Annotated in this window: 22 protein-coding genes and 1 other RNA gene; 19 read left to right on the forward strand and 4 right to left on the reverse strand. The window is 68.2% G+C overall.

Annotated features, from left to right (window positions below; all coding sequences use genetic code 11):
• The first annotated feature begins 8 nt into the window (after positions 1–8).
• The 16 genes from IM777_RS08805 to IM777_RS08880 all read left to right on the forward strand — a co-directional run bounded on the left by IM777_RS08805 (position 9) and on the right by IM777_RS08880 (position 14,646).
• Positions 9–539: a hypothetical protein gene (locus tag IM777_RS08805; RefSeq protein WP_194385362.1), complete on the forward strand. Its 531-nt coding sequence runs from the start codon at positions 9–11 to the stop codon at positions 537–539.
• A complete protein-coding gene (locus IM777_RS08810) occupies positions 536–919 on the forward strand; it encodes a hypothetical protein (RefSeq protein ID WP_194385363.1) in 384 nt (127 codons plus the stop codon). The genes IM777_RS08805 and IM777_RS08810 overlap by 4 nt, the downstream gene beginning before the upstream one ends.
• Positions 919–1,209 carry an HK97 gp10 family phage protein gene (locus tag IM777_RS08815; RefSeq protein ID WP_194385364.1) on the forward strand — a complete coding sequence of 97 codons (291 nt, stop codon included), beginning with the start codon at positions 919–921 and terminating at the stop codon, positions 1,207–1,209. The genes IM777_RS08810 and IM777_RS08815 overlap by 1 nt, the downstream gene beginning before the upstream one ends.
• 31 nt (positions 1,210–1,240) lie before the next feature.
• Positions 1,241–1,678: a hypothetical protein gene (locus IM777_RS08820; RefSeq protein WP_194385365.1), complete on the forward strand. Its 438-nt coding sequence runs from the start codon at positions 1,241–1,243 to the stop codon at positions 1,676–1,678.
• A 49-nt stretch (positions 1,679–1,727) separates the two neighbouring features.
• Positions 1,728–2,306, forward strand: a complete 579-nt coding sequence (locus tag IM777_RS08825; protein ID WP_194385366.1) for a hypothetical protein — start codon at positions 1,728–1,730, stop codon at positions 2,304–2,306.
• 83 nt (positions 2,307–2,389) lie between these two features.
• Positions 2,390–2,773 carry a hypothetical protein gene (locus tag IM777_RS08830; RefSeq protein ID WP_194385367.1) on the forward strand — a complete coding sequence of 128 codons (384 nt, stop codon included), beginning with the start codon at positions 2,390–2,392 and terminating at the stop codon, positions 2,771–2,773.
• Positions 2,774–2,841: 68 nt separating this feature from the next.
• Entirely contained in the window at positions 2,842–3,135 is a 294-nt protein-coding gene (locus IM777_RS08835) for a hypothetical protein (RefSeq protein ID WP_228481044.1), read from the forward strand.
• 11 nt (positions 3,136–3,146) lie between these two features.
• Positions 3,147–6,512: a phage tail protein gene (locus IM777_RS08840; RefSeq protein WP_228481046.1), complete on the forward strand. Its 3,366-nt coding sequence runs from the start codon at positions 3,147–3,149 to the stop codon at positions 6,510–6,512.
• Positions 6,512–7,459: a hypothetical protein gene (locus IM777_RS08845; RefSeq protein WP_194385369.1), complete on the forward strand. Its 948-nt coding sequence runs from the start codon at positions 6,512–6,514 to the stop codon at positions 7,457–7,459. Before IM777_RS08840 ends, IM777_RS08845 begins: the two co-directional genes overlap by 1 nt.
• 12 nt (positions 7,460–7,471) lie before the next feature.
• Positions 7,472–8,569 carry a Gp37-like protein gene (locus tag IM777_RS08850; protein ID WP_194385370.1) on the forward strand — a complete coding sequence of 366 codons (1,098 nt, stop codon included), beginning with the start codon at positions 7,472–7,474 and terminating at the stop codon, positions 8,567–8,569.
• The gene (locus IM777_RS08855) at positions 8,566–9,516 is read left to right on the forward strand and encodes a hypothetical protein (RefSeq protein WP_194385371.1); all 951 of its coding nucleotides are present in this window, start codon (positions 8,566–8,568) and stop codon (positions 9,514–9,516) included. Before IM777_RS08850 ends, IM777_RS08855 begins: the two co-directional genes overlap by 4 nt.
• Position 9,517: 1 nt before the next feature.
• Entirely contained in the window at positions 9,518–10,330 is an 813-nt protein-coding gene (locus IM777_RS08860; protein ID WP_194383100.1) for a M15 family metallopeptidase domain-containing protein, read from the forward strand.
• Between the two features lie 4 nt (positions 10,331–10,334).
• Positions 10,335–10,715, forward strand: coding sequence for a hypothetical protein (locus tag IM777_RS08865; protein ID WP_194383101.1), 381 nt, complete (start codon positions 10,335–10,337; stop codon positions 10,713–10,715).
• Between the two features lies 1 nt (position 10,716).
• Entirely contained in the window at positions 10,717–11,340 is a 624-nt protein-coding gene (locus IM777_RS17430) for a collagen-like domain-containing protein (RefSeq protein ID WP_194383102.1), read from the forward strand.
• A gap of 11 nt (positions 11,341–11,351) precedes the next feature.
• Positions 11,352–11,594, forward strand: coding sequence for a hypothetical protein (locus IM777_RS08875; RefSeq protein ID WP_194383103.1), 243 nt, complete (start codon positions 11,352–11,354; stop codon positions 11,592–11,594).
• Between the two features lie 91 nt (positions 11,595–11,685).
• A complete protein-coding gene (locus IM777_RS08880) occupies positions 11,686–14,646 on the forward strand; it encodes a right-handed parallel beta-helix repeat-containing protein (RefSeq protein ID WP_194383104.1) in 2,961 nt (986 codons plus the stop codon).
• Between the two features lie 97 nt (positions 14,647–14,743).
• Here the strand turns inward: IM777_RS08880 and IM777_RS08885 are convergent, their stop codons facing one another.
• The 3 genes from IM777_RS08885 to IM777_RS08895 form a co-directional block, all read right to left on the reverse strand.
• A complete protein-coding gene (locus IM777_RS08885; RefSeq protein ID WP_194383105.1) occupies positions 14,744–15,553 on the reverse strand; it encodes an Ltp family lipoprotein in 810 nt (269 codons plus the stop codon).
• Between the two features lie 42 nt (positions 15,554–15,595).
• Positions 15,596–16,471: a tyrosine-type recombinase/integrase gene (locus tag IM777_RS17435; RefSeq protein ID WP_194383106.1), complete on the reverse strand. Its 876-nt coding sequence runs from the start codon at positions 16,469–16,471 to the stop codon at positions 15,596–15,598.
• A 107-nt stretch (positions 16,472–16,578) separates the two neighbouring features.
• Positions 16,579–16,794 (reverse strand): hypothetical protein, encoded by a 216-nt coding sequence (locus tag IM777_RS08895; protein WP_194383107.1) that lies wholly within the window; start codon positions 16,792–16,794, stop codon positions 16,579–16,581.
• Positions 16,795–16,929: 135 nt separating this feature from the next.
• Between IM777_RS08895 and IM777_RS08900 the strand changes: the two genes are divergently transcribed.
• The 3 genes from IM777_RS08900 to rnpB all read left to right on the forward strand — a co-directional run bounded on the left by IM777_RS08900 (position 16,930) and on the right by rnpB (position 19,856).
• Positions 16,930–17,661 carry a zinc ribbon domain-containing protein gene (locus IM777_RS08900; RefSeq protein WP_194383108.1) on the forward strand — a complete coding sequence of 244 codons (732 nt, stop codon included), beginning with the start codon at positions 16,930–16,932 and terminating at the stop codon, positions 17,659–17,661.
• Positions 17,662–17,730: 69 nt separating this feature from the next.
• A complete protein-coding gene (locus IM777_RS08905; protein ID WP_228480740.1) occupies positions 17,731–19,476 on the forward strand; it encodes a bifunctional 3'-5' exonuclease/DNA polymerase in 1,746 nt (581 codons plus the stop codon).
• A 24-nt stretch (positions 19,477–19,500) separates the two neighbouring features.
• Positions 19,501–19,856: RNase P RNA component class A (gene rnpB / locus IM777_RS08910), an RNA gene on the forward strand.
• Between the two features lie 2 nt (positions 19,857–19,858).
• Here rnpB and ppgK read toward each other — a convergent pair.
• A complete protein-coding gene (ppgK, locus tag IM777_RS08915; RefSeq protein ID WP_194383109.1) occupies positions 19,859–20,620 on the reverse strand; it encodes a polyphosphate--glucose phosphotransferase in 762 nt (253 codons plus the stop codon).
• Positions 20,621–20,631: the final 11 nt, after the last annotated feature.

A 20,631-nucleotide genomic window follows, 5' to 3' on the forward strand; every position in this document is an offset into this window, starting at 1 on the left:
GGGGCCGCATGCCACCGACGATCCCGCCCATCGTGGGCGATCAGACGGTCATCGATGCCGGGTTCTGGCTGAAGGCAGCGCACGGCGCTGTCCGCCGGTTCTGTGGCTGGCATGTGGCCCCCACCATCACCGAGACCATCACCCTCGACGGCCGCGGCGGTGCAGACGTGCTTCTGCCGTCCCTCCGGGTCGTCGAGTTGACGTCCGTGCTGAACGACGGTGTCGACGTCACCGCGAACGTCGACACCTCCCGTGCCGGCATCCTGCGTCTGGTCGAGGGGACGTGGACGGACCGGCTCGGCCGGATCACCGTGACTCTCACCCACGGCTACGACCTCGACGAAGTTCCCGAGGTGGCCGCGATCATCGCCGGCGTCGCCAAGCGCGGACCGAACGCCGGCCGGGTTGACGCATCCGAATCCGTCAATGGCTCCTCGCGCGGCGGGGTGCTGGACCGTGGCGCGCCGATCTCCATCCCATTGCTGCTCCCCGAGCGGGAAGCCCTCGCCGATTACCGCCTCGAGTGGGGGAGTCGATGAGCAGCGCGCTCGACTGGATCGCTGACGACCGGCCGCAGCACCTGGAACCGTTTACCCGACTCCGGGCGCAGCGGAAGCCCGACCGGTACAACCCGGAGCGGACGGTGGAGGACTGGTCCCAGCCACCCGTCGAGTTGTCGCTGTCGGGCGCCTGGTCCTCGGGCGGCTCAACCGCAGGCACCGACGCTGTCAGAGAGCAGCGGACCACGACGAAGCAGATCGTGATCTTCGACCCGGAAGCCGACGTCGTCGCTGGCGACCGAGTGCGCGCCGCCGACGGCACCGTGCACACGGTCACCGGACGGCCTGAGCGGGATCAGAACCCCTTCACGGGGTGGCGGCCCACGCTCGTGCTGAACGTCGAGGAGGTGACCGGCTGATGCCTCGTGCAGGACAGACCACCGTCGAGTTCAATCAGGCGTTCTTCGACACGATCCTCCGTTCGGCTGGCGTCGACAGCCTGTCGAAAGGAGCGGCCCAGTCGGCGGCGGGAATCGCTCGAAGCACGGCCCCGGTCGACACCGGGTCCTATCGAGACCAGATCAGGGTCGAGACGCGCGAGTCTCGCTACCGCCGCGTGTACCGCGTCGTCGGCAACGACCCAAAGACGCTGCTGATCGAGTCGAAGACCGGGAACCTCGCGCGAGCACTGAAGGCCGCGGGGAAGTGAGAGGCGGTGCGAGGTGTCGGAGCCGATCATCTTGAGCACCCCGAATCGGTACCGCGTCACTCCGCCCGATCTTGAGCAGTGGCTGACCGACTATGTGCGCCAGGTCGCCAGCGTCGAGGACATCGACGTCGAGGTGGGGAACAAGGAGCCCGAGGATCTCTCCCTCCCGCTTCCTCGGCCGCTGATCGTGATCCGTGACGACTCTGGCCCGAAGCTCTCCCGGGTCACCTTCGACCGTTCCATCGGCGCGACAGTGCTCGGCGGATCGCGGCAGGACGACGGGCCCACGAACGATCTCGCGCGTTGGCTCGCCGCGTTGCTGCATGACCCGGACATCGTGCTCGAACCCGACTGCCCGATCGCGGCCGTCGTCGAGGACGGCTGCAACGGACCGTACGCGGTCCCCGAATCGCTCGACGTGGCGCGCCGGTACATGACGGCGCAGTACGTCGCTGCCGGCTCCTGGTGAGCCACCACACCCACATCGAGCCCGCTCAGCGGGAGAAGGAGTAACACCCATGGCCGCTGACTCTCAGGGCAACGACCTGGACGCCGTTGGCGTCCCCATCACCGGACTGGCCGCGTTCGCGCCGGTTCTCGAAGCGAACGTCATCGCGAAGGCAGATCTGGGCGCCAGCCCGCTCGTCCTGCCCGCCGAGTACAAGAAGCTCGGCCTGTACAAGACCGACGGCGGCCCCGCTCACGCGCGCGAGTCCGGCGACGCGATCGAGTTCTTCCAGAAGGGCTACACCCTCGCCGGCGACGGCACCCGCACCGTCGTGATCGGCCTCGCCGAGCAGAACGCCGCCGTGCAGTCGCTCATCGAAGGCGCCGAGCCCGACACCGACGGTGTCATCGAGGTGTCCTCGTCGCTGCCCAACAACCGGTTCATCCTGCTGGTGGTCACGAAGTACCGCAACGGCACGGAGAAGCGGCAGCTCGGCGTCGCGTCGATCACCTCGGTCGAACCCGACCAGTCCGAGCGCGGCTCGGTCGAAGGCGCGAACGTGACGTTCACCTGGCAGGAGGATGCGCTGTTCAACAACGCGCCGTTCTGGCAGTGGGGCCCGGCCGTCCCGGTCGTCGCAGAGCCCTGACGCAGACGACTGGCCGGGGTGCTATCGGGTCGCCCCGGCCAGTCTCAACCCGAACCCGAGAACCCCGATAGGAGGCAGCCGTCATGGCCGCACGCACCACCACCAAGGCCGCCAAGCCGGCCGAACCCGAGTACGACTTCGACAACTGGTCGGAGGACGACGAGACGAAAGCGATCGCGGCGATCGCACCCGAGGTGAAGTACATCATCGTCGAGCGCACGTTCGTCGGCCGGTTCCACGACGGCACCATCGTGAAGGCTTCCCTCGCGCTGAGCCTCGACGACGTCGACGCGCTCCAGGCCGAGCACGAGAACGAGATCGACCAGTTCCGTTCCCTGATCCTCGTCGTCGGTGGCGAGGAGAACGTGCGCGAGCTCAGCCGTCAGGACATCTCCGACGTCGCACAGATGGCGATGAAGTACTTCGACGTGCTGCAGCGCATCCAGGGAGCGAGCCGCCCGGAATAGTCGCCGTCGCCCGGCTCATCCGAGAGCACCGCGGCCCGGTAGCGCGCACGTTGCGCGAGACCTTCGGGGTGGGCATCTCGGACCTGGGCGACGGCCTGACATGGGGTGAGGCGAAGCTGCTCCTCGAGGAGGCCGCCTCCGACCCCGGCACAACGCTCGGCGCGGTGCTCGCGGGGTGGGCTTATCCCGCGACGGTCCCTGCGCTGCTCACTCTCGTGGCGGCGATCGGTGACCGGAACGCGTCGAAGAAGGTCATGCCGTGGGTCATGCAGAACCCGCGGAGCGCGGAGCCGTCGGCGTCGGCCGATGAGGTCGCGAAGGCGCAAGCCGAACTCGAGGACGGCATCGTCTTCGCCAGCTGACGGGAGGTGCCATGTCGTCCGAGGTCGGTTCCGGTCACGTCAGCATCTTCCCGGTCATGACGGGCTTCAAGTCCCGTGTGACTCGTGGCACGAAGGACGCCGGCGCGGCCGGCTCGAAGACGTTCGATCGCAGCTTCAAGGGCACCGGCACCAAGACCGGCCGCACCCTCGGTCGGGACATGAAGTCGGCGCTGTCGTCGACCGCTGGTGACCTCGGCGCTGCGCAGATGACCAAGCTCACCAGCAAGGTCGCGTCGGCATCGGCGGCACTCGCCAAGGTGCGGCTGAAGCAGCAGGACGATGCCGGCCGTGTGCGGGTCGCTGAGCTGCGCCTGCAGGAGGCTATCGAGCGGTCGGGGGAGGGGTCGTCGCAGGCCGCCGCCGCTGAGGAGCGTCTCGCGTCCGTGCGACGCACCCAGCAGGCCACCACGGACGCCGTGACGGCCGCGACGGCACGGCTGCGGGCGGCGCAGGAGGCGCTGAGCGTAGCGCAGCACGAAGTCACTGGAAGCGCGGTACGTGCATCCGGTGGTGTGCGGCAGATGCTCGCGAACTTCCGGTCCGGGTTCACCGACGCCCGGGCGGCACAGTCCGCGTTCACGGGTCTCGCCGGATCGATCGGCGGGATCTTCCGGGCCGCGTCTGATCTCACCGGTCTCACGTATCTGGCTCGCATGGCGCGCGAGGCTGCCCGTCAGGTGGCTTCGACGTTCACGTCGCTGGCCACGATGGTCGGCGGGCAGCTCGCGCGTGCGTGGGCGGCGACGTCGCGGTGGGTGTCGAGCGTGGCCAGCACGGTCGCGACAGCGCTCGCACCGATCGGTCGTGCGGCGCTCAACGCGGGCCGCACCCTGGCGACGCCGTTCATGCAGCTCGGCTCCCGCGTCGCGACGTGGATGCGACCCGTCACCACGCAGGTGTCGGCCGCGTTCTCCAAGGTCGTCGCTGTCGCCGGTCCCGCCGCGTCCCGCCTCGTGTCGAACTTCCGGTCGGGGCTGGCCGCGATCGGCCCGGCCGCATCGAACGCGTTCCGGTCGATCACGACCGCGGCGAGCAACGCCGCATCCGCCGCCGGCACCGCGCTCGCGAACGGCATCCGTGGCGCCGCCACCGGTGCTGTCACGGTCGCCGCGGCCGGGATCGGTGTCGCGCTCGGCAAGGGCTTCTCACGCCTGACCGCGATCGACACGGCACGCGCGAAGCTCACCGGTCTCGGGAACGACGCGACCGCCGTCGAGACGATCATGGGCGACGCCCTCGCCTCGGTGAAGGGCACCGCGTTCGGCCTCGGTGAGGCTGCCACCGTCGCGGCCGCCGCGGTCGCCGCGCAGATCAAGCCTGGCGAGCAGCTGCAGGGCCACCTGAAGAACATCGCGAACAACGCCTCCGCGGCGGGCATCTCCATGGAGGAGATGGGGTCGATCTTCAACCGTGCCGCCACGCAGGCGAACGGTGTCCAGAACGACGTCATCTCCCAGCTCGCCGACCGCGGTATCCCCATCTACCAGGCCCTGGCCGATCAAATGGGTGTCACCGCCGGCGAGGTCTTCAAGATGGCCTCCGAGGGCAAGGTCGACTTCGAGACGTTCTCCAAGGCTGCCGAGGCCGCCGCTGGAACGGTCGCGAAGGAGATCGGTCAGACGGTCCCCGGTGCGGCGCGGAACTTCCTCGCCTCCATGGGTCGGATCGGCGCGAACGCGCTCGAGCCGATCTACGGCAAGATCGGTCCGCTGATCTCTGCCGCGACGTCGGCGCTCGGTCCCATCGAGGAGCGGGCGAAGGCGCTCGGCGGTGTGCTGCTGAATGTCCTCGGTCCCGCGATGGACTGGCTCACGAACCTGTTCAACCGGATCGGTGAGGGCGCGTCCCTCGCATCGGTCGGGCTCGGCGGGATCGCGAGCATCGTCGCCCCGCTCGGTGCAGCGTTCGCTGCGCTCGGTGCCGGGGGACTGGCCGGGGTGCTCGCCCGCCTCGGCCCGCTCTCCGCACTGATCCCGGGTCTCACCGGAGCGCTCAGCCTCCTCGGCGGACCGCTCGGAATCGCCGCGGCCGCGATGGGCGCGTTCGCGCTCTCCGGCGGCGACGTCTCCGGGCTGGTGTCCGGACTGACCGGGATCATCTCGCAGGTCGTGGGCGCACTGCCGGGGATGGTGTCGCAGCTCGCGACGTTCGTCCCGCAGATCGTCACGTCGATCGTGTCGCAGATCCCGGCGCTGCTGGGCGCCGCGGTGCAGATCGTGAACGCCCTCGTGCAGGGTCTGGTGACCGCGATCCCCGCGATCGCGACCGGGGCGCTCGCGCTCGTGCAGGGCCTGATCACCGCGATCGTCGGGGCTCTCCCGGCGATCATTGCCGGTGCGATCCAGCTCGTCATGGCGCTCATTCAGGGCATCGTCACCGCGATCCCGCTGCTGATCACCGCGGCCGTGCAGCTCGTCACCGGGCTGCTCACGGCGATCGTCTCGGCTCTTCCGATGATCATCGAGGGCGGCATCCAGCTGCTCCTCGCCCTGGTCATGGGCATCGTCAGCGCCCTGCCGACCCTGCTCACGGCAGCCCTCGACCTCGTCATGGGTCTCCTCGACGCGATCATCAGCAACCTGCCGATGATCATCGAGGCCGGTATTCAGCTGCTGCTGTCGCTGGTCACCGGACTCATCAACGCACTACCGAAGCTGATCACCACGGCCATCAACCTGGTCGTGCAGCTCGTGGTCGGTCTGCTGACGATGCTGCCGAAGCTGATCGAGGCAGGTATCCAGCTGGTCGTGTCGCTGATCGTCGGTCTCGTGCAGGCGATCCCGAAGATCATCGCGATGCTCCCGCAGATCATCGAGGCGATCTGGAACGGCCTGACACAGGTCGACTGGGCCGACCTTGGTGTGCAGATCGTGCAGGGCATCATCAACGGTCTCGGGTCGATGGTCGGCGCGGTCGTGGACGCGATCTCCAACGTCGCGTCGGCGGCGTTCGACGGGTTCAAGGACTTCTTCGGTATCGCATCGCCGTCTCGGTTGATGCGCCGCACCGCTCCGGACGTGGTCCGTGGTGCGGCTCTGGGTATCGAGGATGAGGCGCCGACGTTCACGGACGCCGTCACTGGGATGGCGAAGGACGCCGCCGCGAAGGCTCAGACCGCGATGGGGACCGTCTCCACGACGATCACCGCCGCTGTCACCCGGACCCGTGCCGGGGATGTGGGCACGGCTGGCCCTGAGCGTTCATCTGAGCGCCGAAACGGTGCCGACGGCGACACGTACATCCTGCAGGGCCTCACGACGCGGGAGACGGCGGAACAGCTGTCGTCCGCGATGGAGAAGAAGAAGCGGCGGAGGGTTGCCCGGACGGGTGCCCTCCGTGAAGCGGAGGTGCGTTGATGTCGATCCCGCTCATCGTCAGCGCACCCCCGCTCGCCGCACCTGTCGCGCCGCTGCAGTGGCGAGGCATCACGTCGGTGTGGACCGGGCATGACGGCTCCGTGTGGGATCTCGTCGACCAGGCGTCCGGCGCCGTGCTCTACCGGAAGGGCGTGGAGGGGCTGCACTTCCCGAGGATCGTGAAGAACGCGTCGACGTCGCGTGCGATCTCGGGGAAGCGGCTCCGCGGGTGGCGGGCTGAGTCTCGTGACGTGTTCTGGCCGCTCTACCTGTGGGCGGACGGCTCCGACGAGTGGCTCGCCCGGCACGGTGAGTTCTTCGACACGATCCACCCGGAGAAGGCCGGCACATGGACGGTCGACGGTGGGCGCGGTGCGCGCACGCTCGAGCTGACCGGCGTGTTCGACGAGACGCACGTGTACGAGCTCGACCCGCTCATCCGGGGATGGGCTCTGTATGACATCGCGCTCGAGGCGGCGCAGCCGTTCTGGAAGGGCAAGCGGATCCGGCGTGGCCCGTGGCAGGCGCCAGCGTCCGCACCGTTCTTCACCGGCCCGCCGTTCACGATCTCGTCGTCGTCGAACTTCGCGTCAGCGTCGATCCCTAACCCGGGCGACGTGGACGCGTGGGGGATCTGGTGGGCGGTCGGACCGCTAACCGAGATCGAGCTGGGCGTCGGGGACACGCTGATCCGTGTCCCGTTCCCCGTCGCCGATGGGGAGATGCTGCGGATCGACACGGACCCTCGGCGACCCACGGCGCTGCTCGGTGACGCTGTGGCCCCCGAAGCAACTGACCTGTTCGTCGGAGACGACGTCACCCGGGATCTCGGGCTGCAGGACTACGCGACCATCCCGCCGGCCAGCTCGGTGCCGCTCGCGGTCGCAGCGACCGGTGCCGGGTCGATCTTCTTTGACCTGATCCCGCTGTACTTCCGCGCGTTCTGAGAGGTGGTGGACGTGGACGGACACCGGTTCGTCATCTACGACAAGACCGACGCGTACGAACTCGACCTCTCCGGGCTCGAGGCCGGGTCAGACCAGAGACCGAACGTGATCCCCACGGCAACGTTCCTGCTCGACGACGACCACCCCGCGCTCCCAGCAATCACCGCTGACGGTGCCCGGTGCGGCGTCTGGTTCCGAGGCGTGGAACAGTTCCGCGGCCGCGTGCAGTCCACACCCGGGCAGGGCCCGGACGGCGTCGTCACCGTCAACGTCGAGGGCGACCTGCGGAAGCTGTGGGACTGGCACGGCCGACAGGTGCCGGACGCGCCGCTCTGGTCACAGTTCCAGGACTACCGCACCTATACCGGCCCGTCCGAGACCGTGTTCAAGACCGCGCTGGCGGAAAACTTCACCCGCCTCGGCGTGCCGTGGACGGTCGCACCGACGCAGGGTCGCGGGTCGACGGTGCGCACCCAGTTCCGGATGCACCCGCTCGCCGACAAGCTGATCCCGCTGCTCGACGCCGACAACCTCACCGTCACGCTCGAGTACACCGAGACCGGCATCGTCGTCGACGTCCGTGAGCCCGAGACCGTCCCCGGCATCCTCACCCTCGCGACCGGCATCCCCGACGCGTACGCGTTCGACCGGTCAGCGCCGACCATGACCCGCTGCGTCGTCGGCGGCCGCGGAGACGGCACCGACAGGGAGTTCGTCGAGGTCATCTACACCGACCGCGAGTCGTCCTGGGGCGACATCATCGAAGGCTTCGTCGACGCTCGAAACACCGAGGAAGGCGCCGACCTCACGATCGACGGTCACCAGACCCTCGCCGAGACCGCAGCGCGAATCGGGATCTCCACCGAGCTGGTCGAAACCGACCGGTTCATGTTCGGCAGCACCTACCAGCTCGGTGACCTCGCGGCCGTGCACATCGGTCCCGTCGAGACGTTGCAGCGCCTGTCCGTGTCTATTACCGAGAGCGCCGAAGAGGGAGTGATCGTCACCCCGCGGGTCGGGGAGATCGAAGACTCCGCCGACACCGACGTGCAGCTCGCCCGTCAGATCGCGCGTCTCGCGAAGGACGCCAGAGACAAAGGGAGACGATGATGCCCGTTCCTATCACCGACAGCGTCGGATACGAGGGCACGGTCGACGAACCGCAGTGGGCTGAGCTCGTCGCCGCCGCAGGGGGCAACGCGTACGGTGTGCTCGGCGCGAGCGACTGGAAGGTCACCGCCGGCGTCGGCGACCGGGTCGCGCGGATCGCTCCCGGAGCCGGATTCGGGCACGGCGTGCTCGACCGCACCACCGAGGACGCGCTGCTGCCCTCGCTCACGGCGCCCGCGTCCGGGTCGGTGTGGCACCTGATCGTCGCGCACCGCGACTGGCAGGGCAACGTGTCCAGCTTCGACAGCATCGAGGGAAGCGCGACCGCGCAGATCCCGACCCGAGATGAGACTCCGGGCACCGTCGACGACCAGCCGCTCGCGCTTGTGCGTGTGCAGGCGGGGCAGTCGCAGATCGTCGAGTATCGGGATCTGCGGCTCTGGGGTGGCGACGGGGGAGCGTACGCCGTCGACGAGCTCGCGCTGCAGTACGCCAACCGTGTCGGCACCCGCATCCGAATCGGCGACATCGCGTGGGAACGCACCATCGACGCGTTCGGCAGCGCGCAGTGGGTCTCTCACGACGTCGGCGACACCGGATGGGTGAACGACCTCAGCATCAACGTGAACAGCGCATGGTCGCTGTCCTCGACCCGGTTCCGGCGTTCGCAGGGCCGCGTCCGTGGTCGCGCCGTCGTACAGCGAGTGACCGGCGCCCCGTCGATGAACAGCGCGGGATCATTCACGACGGGTAACATCCTGCGTCTCCCTGTCGGCTGGCGTTCGAACGTGACCGAGACGCCCACCATGCGCGGCGTTGAGAGCGCGGTGCCCTACTTCCCTTCGATGGATCAGGAGGGCCTCGTGACCCTCGGCCAGGGCGTGCCCAACAACCCGCTGTCGAGCGGCGGGCGGTACATCATCGACTTCGATCACCCGGTGGACTGACATGACTGATCTTGGATTCGGCCGCGGGTGGGCGTCTCCCGAAGCGGCCGCATCGATCTGGCGCATCGACGCGGCGCTCGGGCATGCCATGCAGATCACGGAGGCGGGCCGGTCGGCGGCTGACGCGGACCGGAACTACGCCCGGTACCAGGCGTACCTCAACGGCACGGGCCCGTGGGCTCCGATTGCGTACCCGTCGTGGATGTCGGTGCACTGCTGGGGCAACGCGATCGACTCCGACGAAGCGCAACGCTTCATCGCGCTCATGGCGCGTCACGGTTGGCGGCGCACCGTCTACCGCAACGGGAAGCTCGAGGAGCCCTGGCACTTCGAATACTTCATCGACGAGGACCAGCACCGATTCGACGGCATCCCTGCGGGGAGCGGAGGAGAAGAGATCATGCCCACAGCGGAAGAGATCGCCCGCGCCACCTGGCACGGGATCAAGTTCAAGAGCGGCCGCACCCCGGCACAGGTGCTCGTGGACACGAACTACGCCGTCACGAAGCTGCTCATGCAGTCCGGGACCGGCCGGTTCTTCAAACATGGCGACATGCCGAAGGGCGGGTCGAGCCTGTGGGTGTACGTGCTCGAGTCGGGAGACTTCGTCCGCATCCGCGACCTCGACACCGCGAAGCTCTACAAGGAGATCAACGGGCAGGCGTCGACGGACGTCTCCGGCGCTGCGCTGCGACTCCACATCGGCAATCTCATCGAGGCTGGCGGGCGTGATCTGACGGCCGTGACCGGCACGACAGACACGGTGCCGACTCCGGTGGGCGAGACCGACATCCCCGACGGCTCGGAGGAGTAGGCGGATGGGAACCGAGGAGCCCTCGGTCCCCGTCATCGTCGAACGCATCGCCAACCTGCAGTCGGACGTATCCGAGATCAAGCAGAACATGGCGACCCGCACCGACCAGGCTCACGTCGATCTCCGCATCGAGGGTCTGGTCGGTGCGCTCGCGTCAGAACGGGCCGAACGCATCGCCGCGGTCGAGGCGGAGAAGCAGGAACGCATCGCCGCAGACGAGAAGGAAGCGAACGAGCGCAAGGCTGTCGCGGCCCGGCTGCAGACGGTGGAAGACCGCATGGAAGCACGGAAGTACAACACCGGCATCGCGATCATCCTCGCCGCCGTCGGCGCGGTCTTCAGCCTCGCGGCAACTCTCGTCGCGACAGGAGTGGTGGGGGGATGAGATGAGCAGAGCGTGGCGCGCGAAGGTCATCTTCGTCTCCCTCGTCAGCGTCCTCGCCATAGCCCTGCTCGTACTCGGCGGGTTCACCATCATCAACCTGTCGACGCGACTGGGTGCCGCGAACGACCGCAACGCACGGCAAGCCGATCAGATCGCCGTACTCCTGGACGACCTACACGCGTCTCAGGAGAACGCGCAGTCGCTCTACGACCAGGTACTCGACCTCGGGCAGTACCCCGACGGCGAAGACCCGGAGAGTGTTGTGCCCGGCCCGGCAGGTGAAACCGGAGCACGTGGCCCAGCCGGGCCGCGCGGACTCCCCGGGGAGGACGGAGAGCAGGGCGAGCCCGGCGCTGACGGCGCACCAGGCGCTGACGGGTCGGACGGCTCCGCAGGCGCCGACGGCGCGAACGGTGCTGACGGAGCCACGGGACCGATCGGGCCGCAGGGACCGCAGGGCGAGGTCGGGCCGCAGGGGCCGGCCGGACCACAGGGCGATCCGGGGCCGTCGTGCCCCGAGGGGTACAGCCTCCAGATCGTCACCATCACCGTCGTCGACGACGCCGGTGCCACCACGAACCAGCAGGCGGCAGTGTGCCTGCCCATCCCCGCGACAGCGGAGTAAAGGAGATCAGCATGAACGAGAACGTCACGACCGACGAGCACGGCAACCCGACGGGCAAGCCGCAGCCGAAGGTGCTCGCCGCCACAGCCGGTGCGGGCGTCGGCGGCGCAGTCAGCACGATCGGCATCTACCTGATCGAAACGCTCGGCGGGGTCGACCTGCCTGTCGCGGTCGAGGGTGCCACGCTCACCCTCGTCACAGCCGGCGTCGCGTACCTCGCCGGGTGGATCAAGCGGCCGTCCGGCATCAACTGACCCCGGGCGGGTCTTCTGGACCGTCACCGTCTTGGTGGCGGCCCACGTGCTCCTCATCCTCTTCTCGCCTTCCGAACGTCTGGAGTGACCTGTGGCGATCATCGACTACTTCCCGGCTGCCGTGGCTGCCGACGAGAACGGCACCTTCGTCCGCAACGCCGAGGCCGTCGTGTACGCCATGGCCGACACGAACCTCGACACACCCCTGTCCCTCACCGACCTGCAGGGCGTCCCGATGCAGCTGCGCGCGTCGTCGCTGGGCATCTACCCGCCGTTCCGGGTGACGTCCGGCGAGATGCAGATCGTGGTCGTGTCGGGTGGTGTGCGCACGCCGATGACGTCGCTGTCGGTGTACGCGAACGCTGCGGAGTCGGCGGCGTCCATCGCGTCGGGGAACGCGGGCGCCGCGGCCTCGAGCGCCGCGCAGGCGGAGCAGGAGCGCCTCAACGCGCAGGCGGCGGCCACGGCGGCGGCAGCGGCGCAGGCGGCTGCTGAGGCCGTCGGGGACACGAACGACGCGATCAACGCGAACCTGATCGCGACCCCCGGAACGCAGACCAGAATTCAACTAGAAGGCACGTTTGCTCAGCTTCCAGCAGTGTCGATCTACCAGTTCCTGAATGAGGGCGAGACGCTGCCAACCGACCGGGAATCGGATATCGGCGTCATTCTCCAGCGTGCCGTGAATGCGATCGCGGATGCTGTTGCTTTCGCTGGGCCGCGAACGATTGAGGTTCCGGCAGGAAATTACAAGCTCACCAGTGCTGTCGTGTGGCGAGGCGGCGTGGGGCTCCGTGGTGCAGGACGGGCCAATACTGCGTTCTGGCCCGAGGGAAGCGCGCAGCTCGCCGCAATGAGTTCACTGGACTTCACCGGGACGATGGATGATGTGTCGTTCCAGGACTTCACCTTGGAGTGCATCGGGCAGACCTCAGTACCGGGGGCGACGATCAAGGGCCTGTCGCTGCGTTACCTGAATCGTGCGCTGATCTCTCGCGTGACAGTGAAGGACTCGTGGGGCACGGGCTTCGGCAACGACTTCTCCCAGGACACCACGTACGTGGATTGCATTGCGATTCGTTGCGGTCGCGGTGGCACGTACACATGGGGCGCTGGCGCCGGGTTCGGTATCGGTGTCGGCATGTTCGAGAACGAGTCCGTCACGTTCATCAACTGCTGGTCGCTCGACAACCACTCGTCCGGGTTCTTCTTCGAGCGCCTCGCATCGATGCTCGACCAGAAGGACGGTCGCGGATACACGATGATCGGCTGCACCGCGCGCGGTAACTTCACGGGCGTGAACGACGCTGGCGTGCATGGTCTTGTCGTCTCCGAGTGCCACTTCGCCGACAACACGATGGCCGGGTACTGCCTGTCCGGGTCGGCTCCGAATGGGGAACCCCGCTCGGGCGGCAAGGACGGCATCGTGTCCAACTGTGTCATCACCCGGAACGGGACTGAGGCGGGCGGTGCGGGCATCCTGCTCCGTCACGCGGGCACTGGCGGCTACACGTTCACCAACAATGAGATCACTGACAACATCGGCCCCGGCGTGCTCTCGCCCACGACAGCGCGACTAGGCGGCGGGTGGCGATTCGTTCACAACCGCATCGAACGCAACCACGGGCAAGGCTTCGACATTGAAGCGCCCGTGCTGGACCGGTGGGAGGTGCGCGACAATACTGTTCGGGAGAACGGCCTCGCTCACGCGGCGGACCTTCTTGACGGGATGCTGTTCACGGGCGACATGGTTCAGCCACGCATCGAGGGGAACACGGTTCAGGGGCACTTCGGTGCCGGTCTGCGTCTGCCAGGTGCGGACACGATCGCCGTTGAGCCGATGATCAGCCGCAACGCGCTCACCGAGAACGCCGGAGGCGGGCTCGTCCGCGACAAGGCCGCGTCGGACACGACGTTCATCACGGGCAACCGTGACGGAGCCGCGTTCACGACGCTGACCAACCTTGCCCCTGCGATGACGGATGCGTCCGGCGTAACCGCAGACGGCAACGTCACCGGCATCACATGGATGCCGGGTGAGGGCGGTTTCGTTCGGGCGATGACGATCAACACCAACTCGGCGGGGTTGAAGGTGTTCTCCCAGTCGGCCACACCCTCGTTCGGTGGGAAATGCTGGACGTTCTCTGCATGGGTGCGGATCAGCAACACGGCGGCTGTCCTCAAGCCGTTCGTCCGCGCTTACGGCACGTCGTCATTCTCTCGCACATGGGCCACGACAGGGTTCCGGGCGACGGGCGGATGGCAGCGCATTAGCATCACCATCGCGGCACCCTCGGCAGTGAACCGTCTCGACTTCACAGTCGGCGCGGACATCCCCGGTGCGGGAACCACTATCGACGTGCGCAGGGTGCTCGTCACAGAAGGGGCGACGCTATGGCCGTGGTTCACGGGAACGCTCACCATCGGTGACGAGCCCGCCCCGGAGCCTGGCACGTTCGAGGTCTACACGTCTGACTCGTTCGCCGGCGCAGCCGGTCCATTCAGCCCTCGAAGTACCGACGCTGCTCTTGGAGGCACCCCTGTAGCTTGGGAGTCTTCCACGGGGCTGGATCGGTTTGCGATTACGGATACCGGGACCCTCGGCGCAGGAACCGAGCCCGCATCCGCCACTCTGGGGATTCCGACTGGATTCGCGAACGCGGGCATGTCGATCAAGGTCGTATCGGGTGGTGACGCATCAACCGTGGCGGACTTCTTCTCGAACCGCACCGCGTTGAACAATGCGACCCATGCGGTCGGGGCGCGAGTGAGTCAGTCGTCGGGAGAACTCGCCGCTCGCATCCGCACGATCACGGACGGAACGGTGTCCCTCGACTCGCAGTCGTTCCCCGTGTCGCCTGGCGATACTGTCTGGGTAGGTGTGACGAATGTGTCCACAGGTGAGGTTCAACTTCGAGTGAATGGTGACACGAAACGCACCATAACCTACGCGGCAACGATCCCAACGCAGTACGCGGTGCTCACTTGCGGTGACGCGACGGGCAGCGCTTGGGAACTGGACAATGTAATCATTGAACAGGTCATCGCCTGACCTATCGCCCACATATTGGTGAATTCCGCACCACCACATACAGAAGCCCCCGGGCTCGCTCATCTCGAGCGGGCCCGGGGGCTCTTCTGCTGTGTCGTCAGTAGCCGACGGCGCTGACGCCGTACTCGGCCTGCTCCTGGGAGAAGCCCTCGAAGAGGAGCTGCTCGATCAGGCCGTCACGGGAGAACGACGTGTATTCGAGGTAGCTCTCCGCCTTGAGTGCGGCTTGCTCGTTCCAGTCGACCTCGATGTTGTCGACGGCGAACTCGGCGTCGGCGGTGTCGAAGCCTTCGAACTCGAGCTGTCCGACGAGACCGGAGCGTGAGAACGCGGTGTAGGCGAGGTAGCTCTCGGCCTTCGCGATGGCGTTCTGCTGGCCCATGGTGAGCTGCGGGGGCTCCTCGCCGGTGATGGTGACGGTGGAGCCTTCCTCGACGCTTTCGCCGGCGGCGGGGTCGGTGCCGGTGACGGTGGCTTCGTCGCTGGCGGTCGTGGACACCTCGAGGCCGAGCGCTTTGAGCGCGGATGTGGCGGCGGCGACGCTTTGGCCGTTGTAGTCGAGGATCTCGACCATCACCGGCTCAGGCTCTTCCTCGACCACCTCTTCCTCGACGACTGGTGCGGAGCTTGGCGTGGTGGCCGGCGCGGCGCCTGTGGTCGACGGCGCGTTCAGCGCGCCGATGATGATCATCAGCAGGAAGAGAGCGCCGAGGCCGATGAGCACCCATGCCCACCAGCGCAGCCCCTTCTTCTTCGGCTTCGCCTCGGTCCCGGGCGTGGTATCGGTGAGCACGGCCGTGTCCCCGGCATCCGGTTCAAGCCATTGTGTGCCGTCCCAGTAGCGCTGCTCGTTGTTCGCGTGCGGGGCCGGGTACCATCCGGGCGCGGGCGTGCTGTCGTTCGTCATGATCCCCCCAGGGTGTAACGGTGAACGTTGGGGGAGAGACTACTAGGCCGCCACGGGCGGAATGTCTCGATTCCGTCCCGATCGGTGGGGAATGGCCCGCGGCGGCAGGACGTGGATGGCGTCGCGTTTTCGCTTCGCGGAGACGCGCGTGTAGATCTCCGTGGTGGCGACGCTCCCGTGGCCCATCAGCTCTTGCACGACGCGGATGTCGATCTCGTGGTCGACGAGGTCGGTTCCGAAGGAGTGGCGCAGGGAGTGCGGGGTGAGTTGTGGGTCGGTGATGCCGGCGCGGTGTTTCGCGCGGGTGATGAGGTTCGTGACGGATGAGGAGTGGATGTGCCCAGTGTGGCCGGCGCGGGCTGGGAACCACCAGTCGTCGGCTGGCATGAGTCGCGAGAGCTCGGCGATCACCGGGTGCAGTGGGAAGGAGAGGGGCTTGTCGCCTTTGACGACGGAGCGGATGGTGCCGGCGAGTAGGTCGATGTCGTGGCCGTGGACGGCGGCGATGGAGGAGACGCGGAATCCTTGGTAGTAGCCGAGGAGGATCATCGCGCGTGTGCGGGCGTAGGCGCCGCTCTCCAGCATCGCGTCGACCTGTTCGTGGGTGAATGGTCGCGCGGTGCCTTTCGGGGCTCTCACGACCGGCAGGCGGGCTGCGGGGTTGTCATCGCGGTACCCGTCCTCGACGAGGAATGTGTAGAACGCGGTGAGCGCGTTCCGGCATGTCCGTCGCGATCCAGGTTTGATGCCTTCCCGGCCTTGGAAGGTGCGTAGCTGCGTCACGGTCGCGTCGACCAGCGACGTGTCCGTCGTGGCGCGTAGCGTGCGGAGAATGCTCGCACGGTTGCGGATGGTGTTCTCTGACAGATCTTGGGCCCTCTGATATGCGGCGAAGGCCCCCAGTACTTCGTCGTCCATGGACGACATATGCCACAGGACGGATGCACGCGCATGTGCTGTTGTGGGCGCAAGGCGCTTGTGGTCGCCGGTCGGCATGCTGACGCTGTGACCTTCCGACGATTCGATCATGACGCGAGCGGTGCGATGATGCCGTCTTCGGCGTCGAACAGGTGGGACCACTTCTCGCCGCGCGCCGCGCTGATCGCACCCTTCGACCCAAAAGTCTTCCCGACCCACCCGCAGGTGCAGACAGCGCGCCACGTGCCGGGGATGACCTCGCCCTTGATGACGCGGCAAGCGTGACCGTTTGCGTGGTCGTAGCCGCTCGTGCGGATGCTCACGACGCGATCCGCTCGCCGAAGAGGGGAATGATCTCGCCGCCAGAGCGTCCAGATTTCACCGTGGATGTCGTCGGTTCGATCCCGGCAGGGCCCACCACCGGGCGCCGCTTCGGGCGGGTGACCTATGTTGGTCGGGTGAAGGCTTCTCCCCGCGATCAGCGCGCGCTCCTCGACCTGGCCGAGCTCGACTCCCGCATCCGGCGAGCCGAAGCGGCACGTGCAAGCCCGCCGCACGCCGCTCGGGTGAAGGAGCTGCTGGCGGAGCGTCAGGCGCGCACTCAGGAGCTGGCCGCCCTTCTCGGCACGCGAGATGACCTGCAGGCCGAGATCGGCCGCATCGAAGCCGACGTCGCCGTCGTCGACGCGCGGCGCGTGCGCGACACCGAGCGTCTGGCCGCGACCTCGAACGTGAAGGAAGCGCAGGGGCTGGAGAGCGAGCTCGCCTCCCTCGCCCGCCGCAAGAGCGACCTGGAGGACGCCGAACTCGCCGTGATGGAGCAGCTCGAGGACGCTCAGGCCGCCGTGACGGCCGCAGAGGGGATGATCGCGCGGACCAATGCGGAGGGCGCGGAGCTGAGCGCCGCCGGGAAGGCCGCCGTGGAAGCGGCGACCGCCGACGCCGCCACCGCCACCCGCGATCGGGCTGCGGTGGCGGCCGGGATCGCCGATGATCTCGTGGCGCAGTACGACCGGCTCGCGATCCGTAACGCCGGAGCGGGACTGCTGACCCGCAACACCTGCGGCGGCTGTCATATGGTTCTCTCGGGCACCGACCTGGCGGAGGTGCGACGCGCCGCGGACGACGACGTCGTGCTGTGCCCCGAGTGCGGATGCATCCTGGTGCGCACGGAGGAGTCGGGCCTGTGAGCGCTTCGATCGTCCAGCAGAGGAGCCCTCGCGGGAAGATCCGGCGTCCCGACGAGGCCACGGGCCACGGTGAGAGCCGCCGACACGGCCTCGGCTGACCCCGGCCCGCTCGCCCCCATCACCTGGGCGGTCGTCGGCGATCACGACCAGCGTGTGGTGGTCGTGGATCTCGACGCGGATGCGGGTGAACGACGCCGGGTGTCGCTGGCTCCAGGTGAGTTCGCGGACCACGTCGTCCAGCGCGAGCTCGCCTCGGCCCCGCGGTGGGTGTGGGACGACACGGCTCGGCGATACCCGCCGCTGCTGGCCGCGGGGGTGCGTGTCGCCCGGTCGCACGATCTGCGGCTCAGCCACCGGATCCTCGCGTGCAGCGCGGACATCGCCGCGCCCGGTGCCCTGCGTGCCGCAGCGGAATGGGAGGGCGGACCGTCGCCCGCGGTGGCTGTCGCCGCGGCGACGCTGTTCGATCTCGCTGCTCCGACGGATACGACCGGTGACATCGCTGCGACCCTCGCCGAATTCCGCCGGCAGCGCGGGGCGCTGTCGACCGCGCGCGCTGGTTCCGGGCTCCACCTGCTCGCCGCCGCGGAGTCGGCGGGCGCTCTGCTTGCGGCCGAGATGCATGCAGCCGGGCTCCCTTGGGACCAGGCGCGCCATGACGCCGTGCTCGAGGCCGAACTCGGCGCTCGTCCGCCCTCGGGTGCGCGACCCTCGCAGCTGGAGCTGCTCGCTCAGCGTCTGCGCGAGCAGCTCGACGATCCGACCCTCAACCCCGACTCCGCGGTCAGGCTCCTCCGCGCGCTGCATCGGAGGGGGATCGCGGTCGAGTCGACGAGCCGATGGGAGCTCGAGCGCGTCGAGCACGAGGTGGTTCCGACGCTCCTGGAGTACAAGCGCCTCGCGCGGCTCTGCTCGGCGAACGGCTGGGCGTGGTCGGACGAATGGGTCTCGGCGGGTCGCTTCCGTCCCGTGTACATTCCGGCGGGAGTCGTGACCGGGCGCTGGGCCTCCGCCGGCGGGGGAGCGCTGCAGATTCCGCGCGGACTCCGCTCCGCTGTCCGCGCCGATCCGGGGTGGTGTCTGGTCGTGGCCGACGTCGCGCAGCTCGAGCCGCGCGTCCTGTGCGGCATGTCGAGGGATGCGGCCCTCGCGGAGGCGTCGCGCGGTCGTGACCTCTACGAGGGCATCGTCGCCGACGGCGCGGTCGCCACCCGGTACGACGCGAAGCTCGCCATGCTCGGGGCGATGTACGGGGCGACGACGGGCGAGAGCGGACGGCTCATGCCGAGGTTGCGACATACGTACCCGCGCGCGATGGCGATGGTCGATGCGGCCGCACGTCGTGGCGAGGACGGCGCGCCCGTCTCGACGTCATGGGGACGGACCACGCCCGATGCCGGCGCGACGTGGCGGGCGACGCAGGCACGCGCGAGCGAGGCGGACGCGTCGACCGCGGACATCCTGCGCGCCAAGCGCGCCTCTCGCGACCGCGGGCGCTTCACTCGGAACTTCATCGTGCAGGGAACGGCCGCGGAGTGGGCGCTGGCGTGGTTGGCCGACCTTCGCACACGGTTGACCGCGTTCCCCGAGGCCGCGACCGCCGCTGCCGCATCCGGACCGGTGTTCGCCCGTCGACCGCACATCGCGTTCTTCCTGCATGACGAGGTGATCGTGCACTGTCCACGGGAGCACGCGGAGGAGGTCGCTGAGGCGGTCCGCGACGCGGCTGCCGCAGCCGGCCGGTTGCTGTTCGGCGACTTTCCGGTCGATTTCCCGCTCGATGTGCGCATCGCCGAGTCCGCGCAGAAGGACTGACGGCGATAGGATCGCTGCAGCGAATGGGTCGGCCGGACGGTCGCGTTGCGCGCGTCGCACCGAGGAACGTCCGGGCTCCACAGGGCAGGGCGGTGGGTAACACCCACCCGGAGCGATCCGCGAGACAGTGCCACAGAGAGCAGACCGCCGGGCGTGCCCGGTAAGGGTGAAAGGGCGGTGTAAGAGACCACCGGGGTCGTGGTGACACGACCCGCACGGCAAACCTCGCCCGGAGCAAGGCCAGACAGGGGATGATGACGCGGCCCGCCGAGTCCCCGGGTAGGCCGCTGGAGCGTCACGGCAACGTGACGCCGAGAGAGATGACCGTCGATGGGGCGCGAGCCCCGGAACAGAACCCGGCGTACAGGCCGGCCCATTCGCCTCAGTTCACCGCGAGCGACGCCGCACCGATGATGCCGGCGTTGTTGCGGTGCACAGCGGGAACGATCGGAGTCCTGATGTCCAGCAGCGGCAGGAACTGCTCGGAGTGCTTGGAGACGCCGCCGCCGACGACGAAGAGATCGGGGCTGAAGAGGAACTCGATGTGGCTGTAGTACCACTGCAGCCGCGCCGCCCACTTCTTCCAGGACAGCTCGTCCCGTTCCATCGCCGAGTACGCCGCATAGGCCTCGGCGTCCTTACCGTGCTTCGCGCGGTGCACGTGTCCGAGCTCGCTGTTGGGGATCAGCACGCCGTCGTAGATCATCGCCGACCCGATCCCGGTTCCGAGCGTGGTGAGGATGGTGAGTCCGTCGATGCCCTTCGCCGCTCCGTAGCGCACCTCGGCGATCCCGGCGACGTCGGCATCGTTGGCGAAGTGGATGTCGCGCCCGAGCCCCTTCTCGAAGAACGCCTCGGCTTCGAACCCGATCCATTCCTCCGACACGTTCGCGGCCGACAGTGTGCGACCGGACTTCACGATGGCGGGGAAGGCGACACCGAGGGGGAGGGCCTCGTCCGAGACGCCGAGCTCGTCGAGGACGACGGTGACCGCGTCGAGCACGTCTTGGGGCTTGGCCCCCTTCGGGGTGGACACCTTCACCCGATCGCTGAGGAGTTCGCCGCGCTCGAGATCGACGATGCCGCCCTTGATGCCTGTGCCGCCGATGTCGACGCCTATCGCCCGGGTGCTGTTCGCTGCCATGTCTTCACCCT

This window comes from Microbacterium luteum, from assembly GCF_015277875.1.
Lineage (GTDB): Bacteria > Actinomycetota > Actinomycetes > Actinomycetales > Microbacteriaceae > Microbacterium > Microbacterium luteum.

Coding starts and splice junctions, on each gene's coding strand:
- IM777_RS08805 (WP_194385362.1), top strand. CDS start 9: ATGCCACCGACGATCCCGCCCATCGTGGGCGATCAGACGGTCATCGAT.
- IM777_RS08810 (WP_194385363.1), top strand. CDS start 536: ATGAGCAGCGCGCTCGACTGGATCGCTGACGACCGGCCGCAGCACCTG.
- IM777_RS08815 (WP_194385364.1), top strand. CDS start 919: ATGCCTCGTGCAGGACAGACCACCGTCGAGTTCAATCAGGCGTTCTTC.
- IM777_RS08825 (WP_194385366.1), top strand. CDS start 1,728: ATGGCCGCTGACTCTCAGGGCAACGACCTGGACGCCGTTGGCGTCCCC.
- IM777_RS08830 (WP_194385367.1), top strand. CDS start 2,390: ATGGCCGCACGCACCACCACCAAGGCCGCCAAGCCGGCCGAACCCGAG.
- IM777_RS08840 (WP_228481046.1), top strand. CDS start 3,147: ATGTCGTCCGAGGTCGGTTCCGGTCACGTCAGCATCTTCCCGGTCATG.
- IM777_RS08845 (WP_194385369.1), top strand. CDS start 6,512: ATGTCGATCCCGCTCATCGTCAGCGCACCCCCGCTCGCCGCACCTGTC.
- IM777_RS08855 (WP_194385371.1), top strand. CDS start 8,566: ATGATGCCCGTTCCTATCACCGACAGCGTCGGATACGAGGGCACGGTC.
- IM777_RS08860 (WP_194383100.1), top strand. CDS start 9,518: ATGACTGATCTTGGATTCGGCCGCGGGTGGGCGTCTCCCGAAGCGGCC.
- IM777_RS08865 (WP_194383101.1), top strand. CDS start 10,335: ATGGGAACCGAGGAGCCCTCGGTCCCCGTCATCGTCGAACGCATCGCC.
- IM777_RS17430 (WP_194383102.1), top strand. CDS start 10,717: ATGAGCAGAGCGTGGCGCGCGAAGGTCATCTTCGTCTCCCTCGTCAGC.
- IM777_RS08875 (WP_194383103.1), top strand. CDS start 11,352: ATGAACGAGAACGTCACGACCGACGAGCACGGCAACCCGACGGGCAAG.
- IM777_RS08885 (WP_194383105.1), bottom strand. CDS start 15,553: ATGACGAACGACAGCACGCCCGCGCCCGGATGGTACCCGGCCCCGCAC.
- IM777_RS17435 (WP_194383106.1), bottom strand. CDS start 16,471: ATGGACGACGAAGTACTGGGGGCCTTCGCCGCATATCAGAGGGCCCAA.
- ppgK (WP_194383109.1), bottom strand. CDS start 20,620: ATGGCAGCGAACAGCACCCGGGCGATAGGCGTCGACATCGGCGGCACA.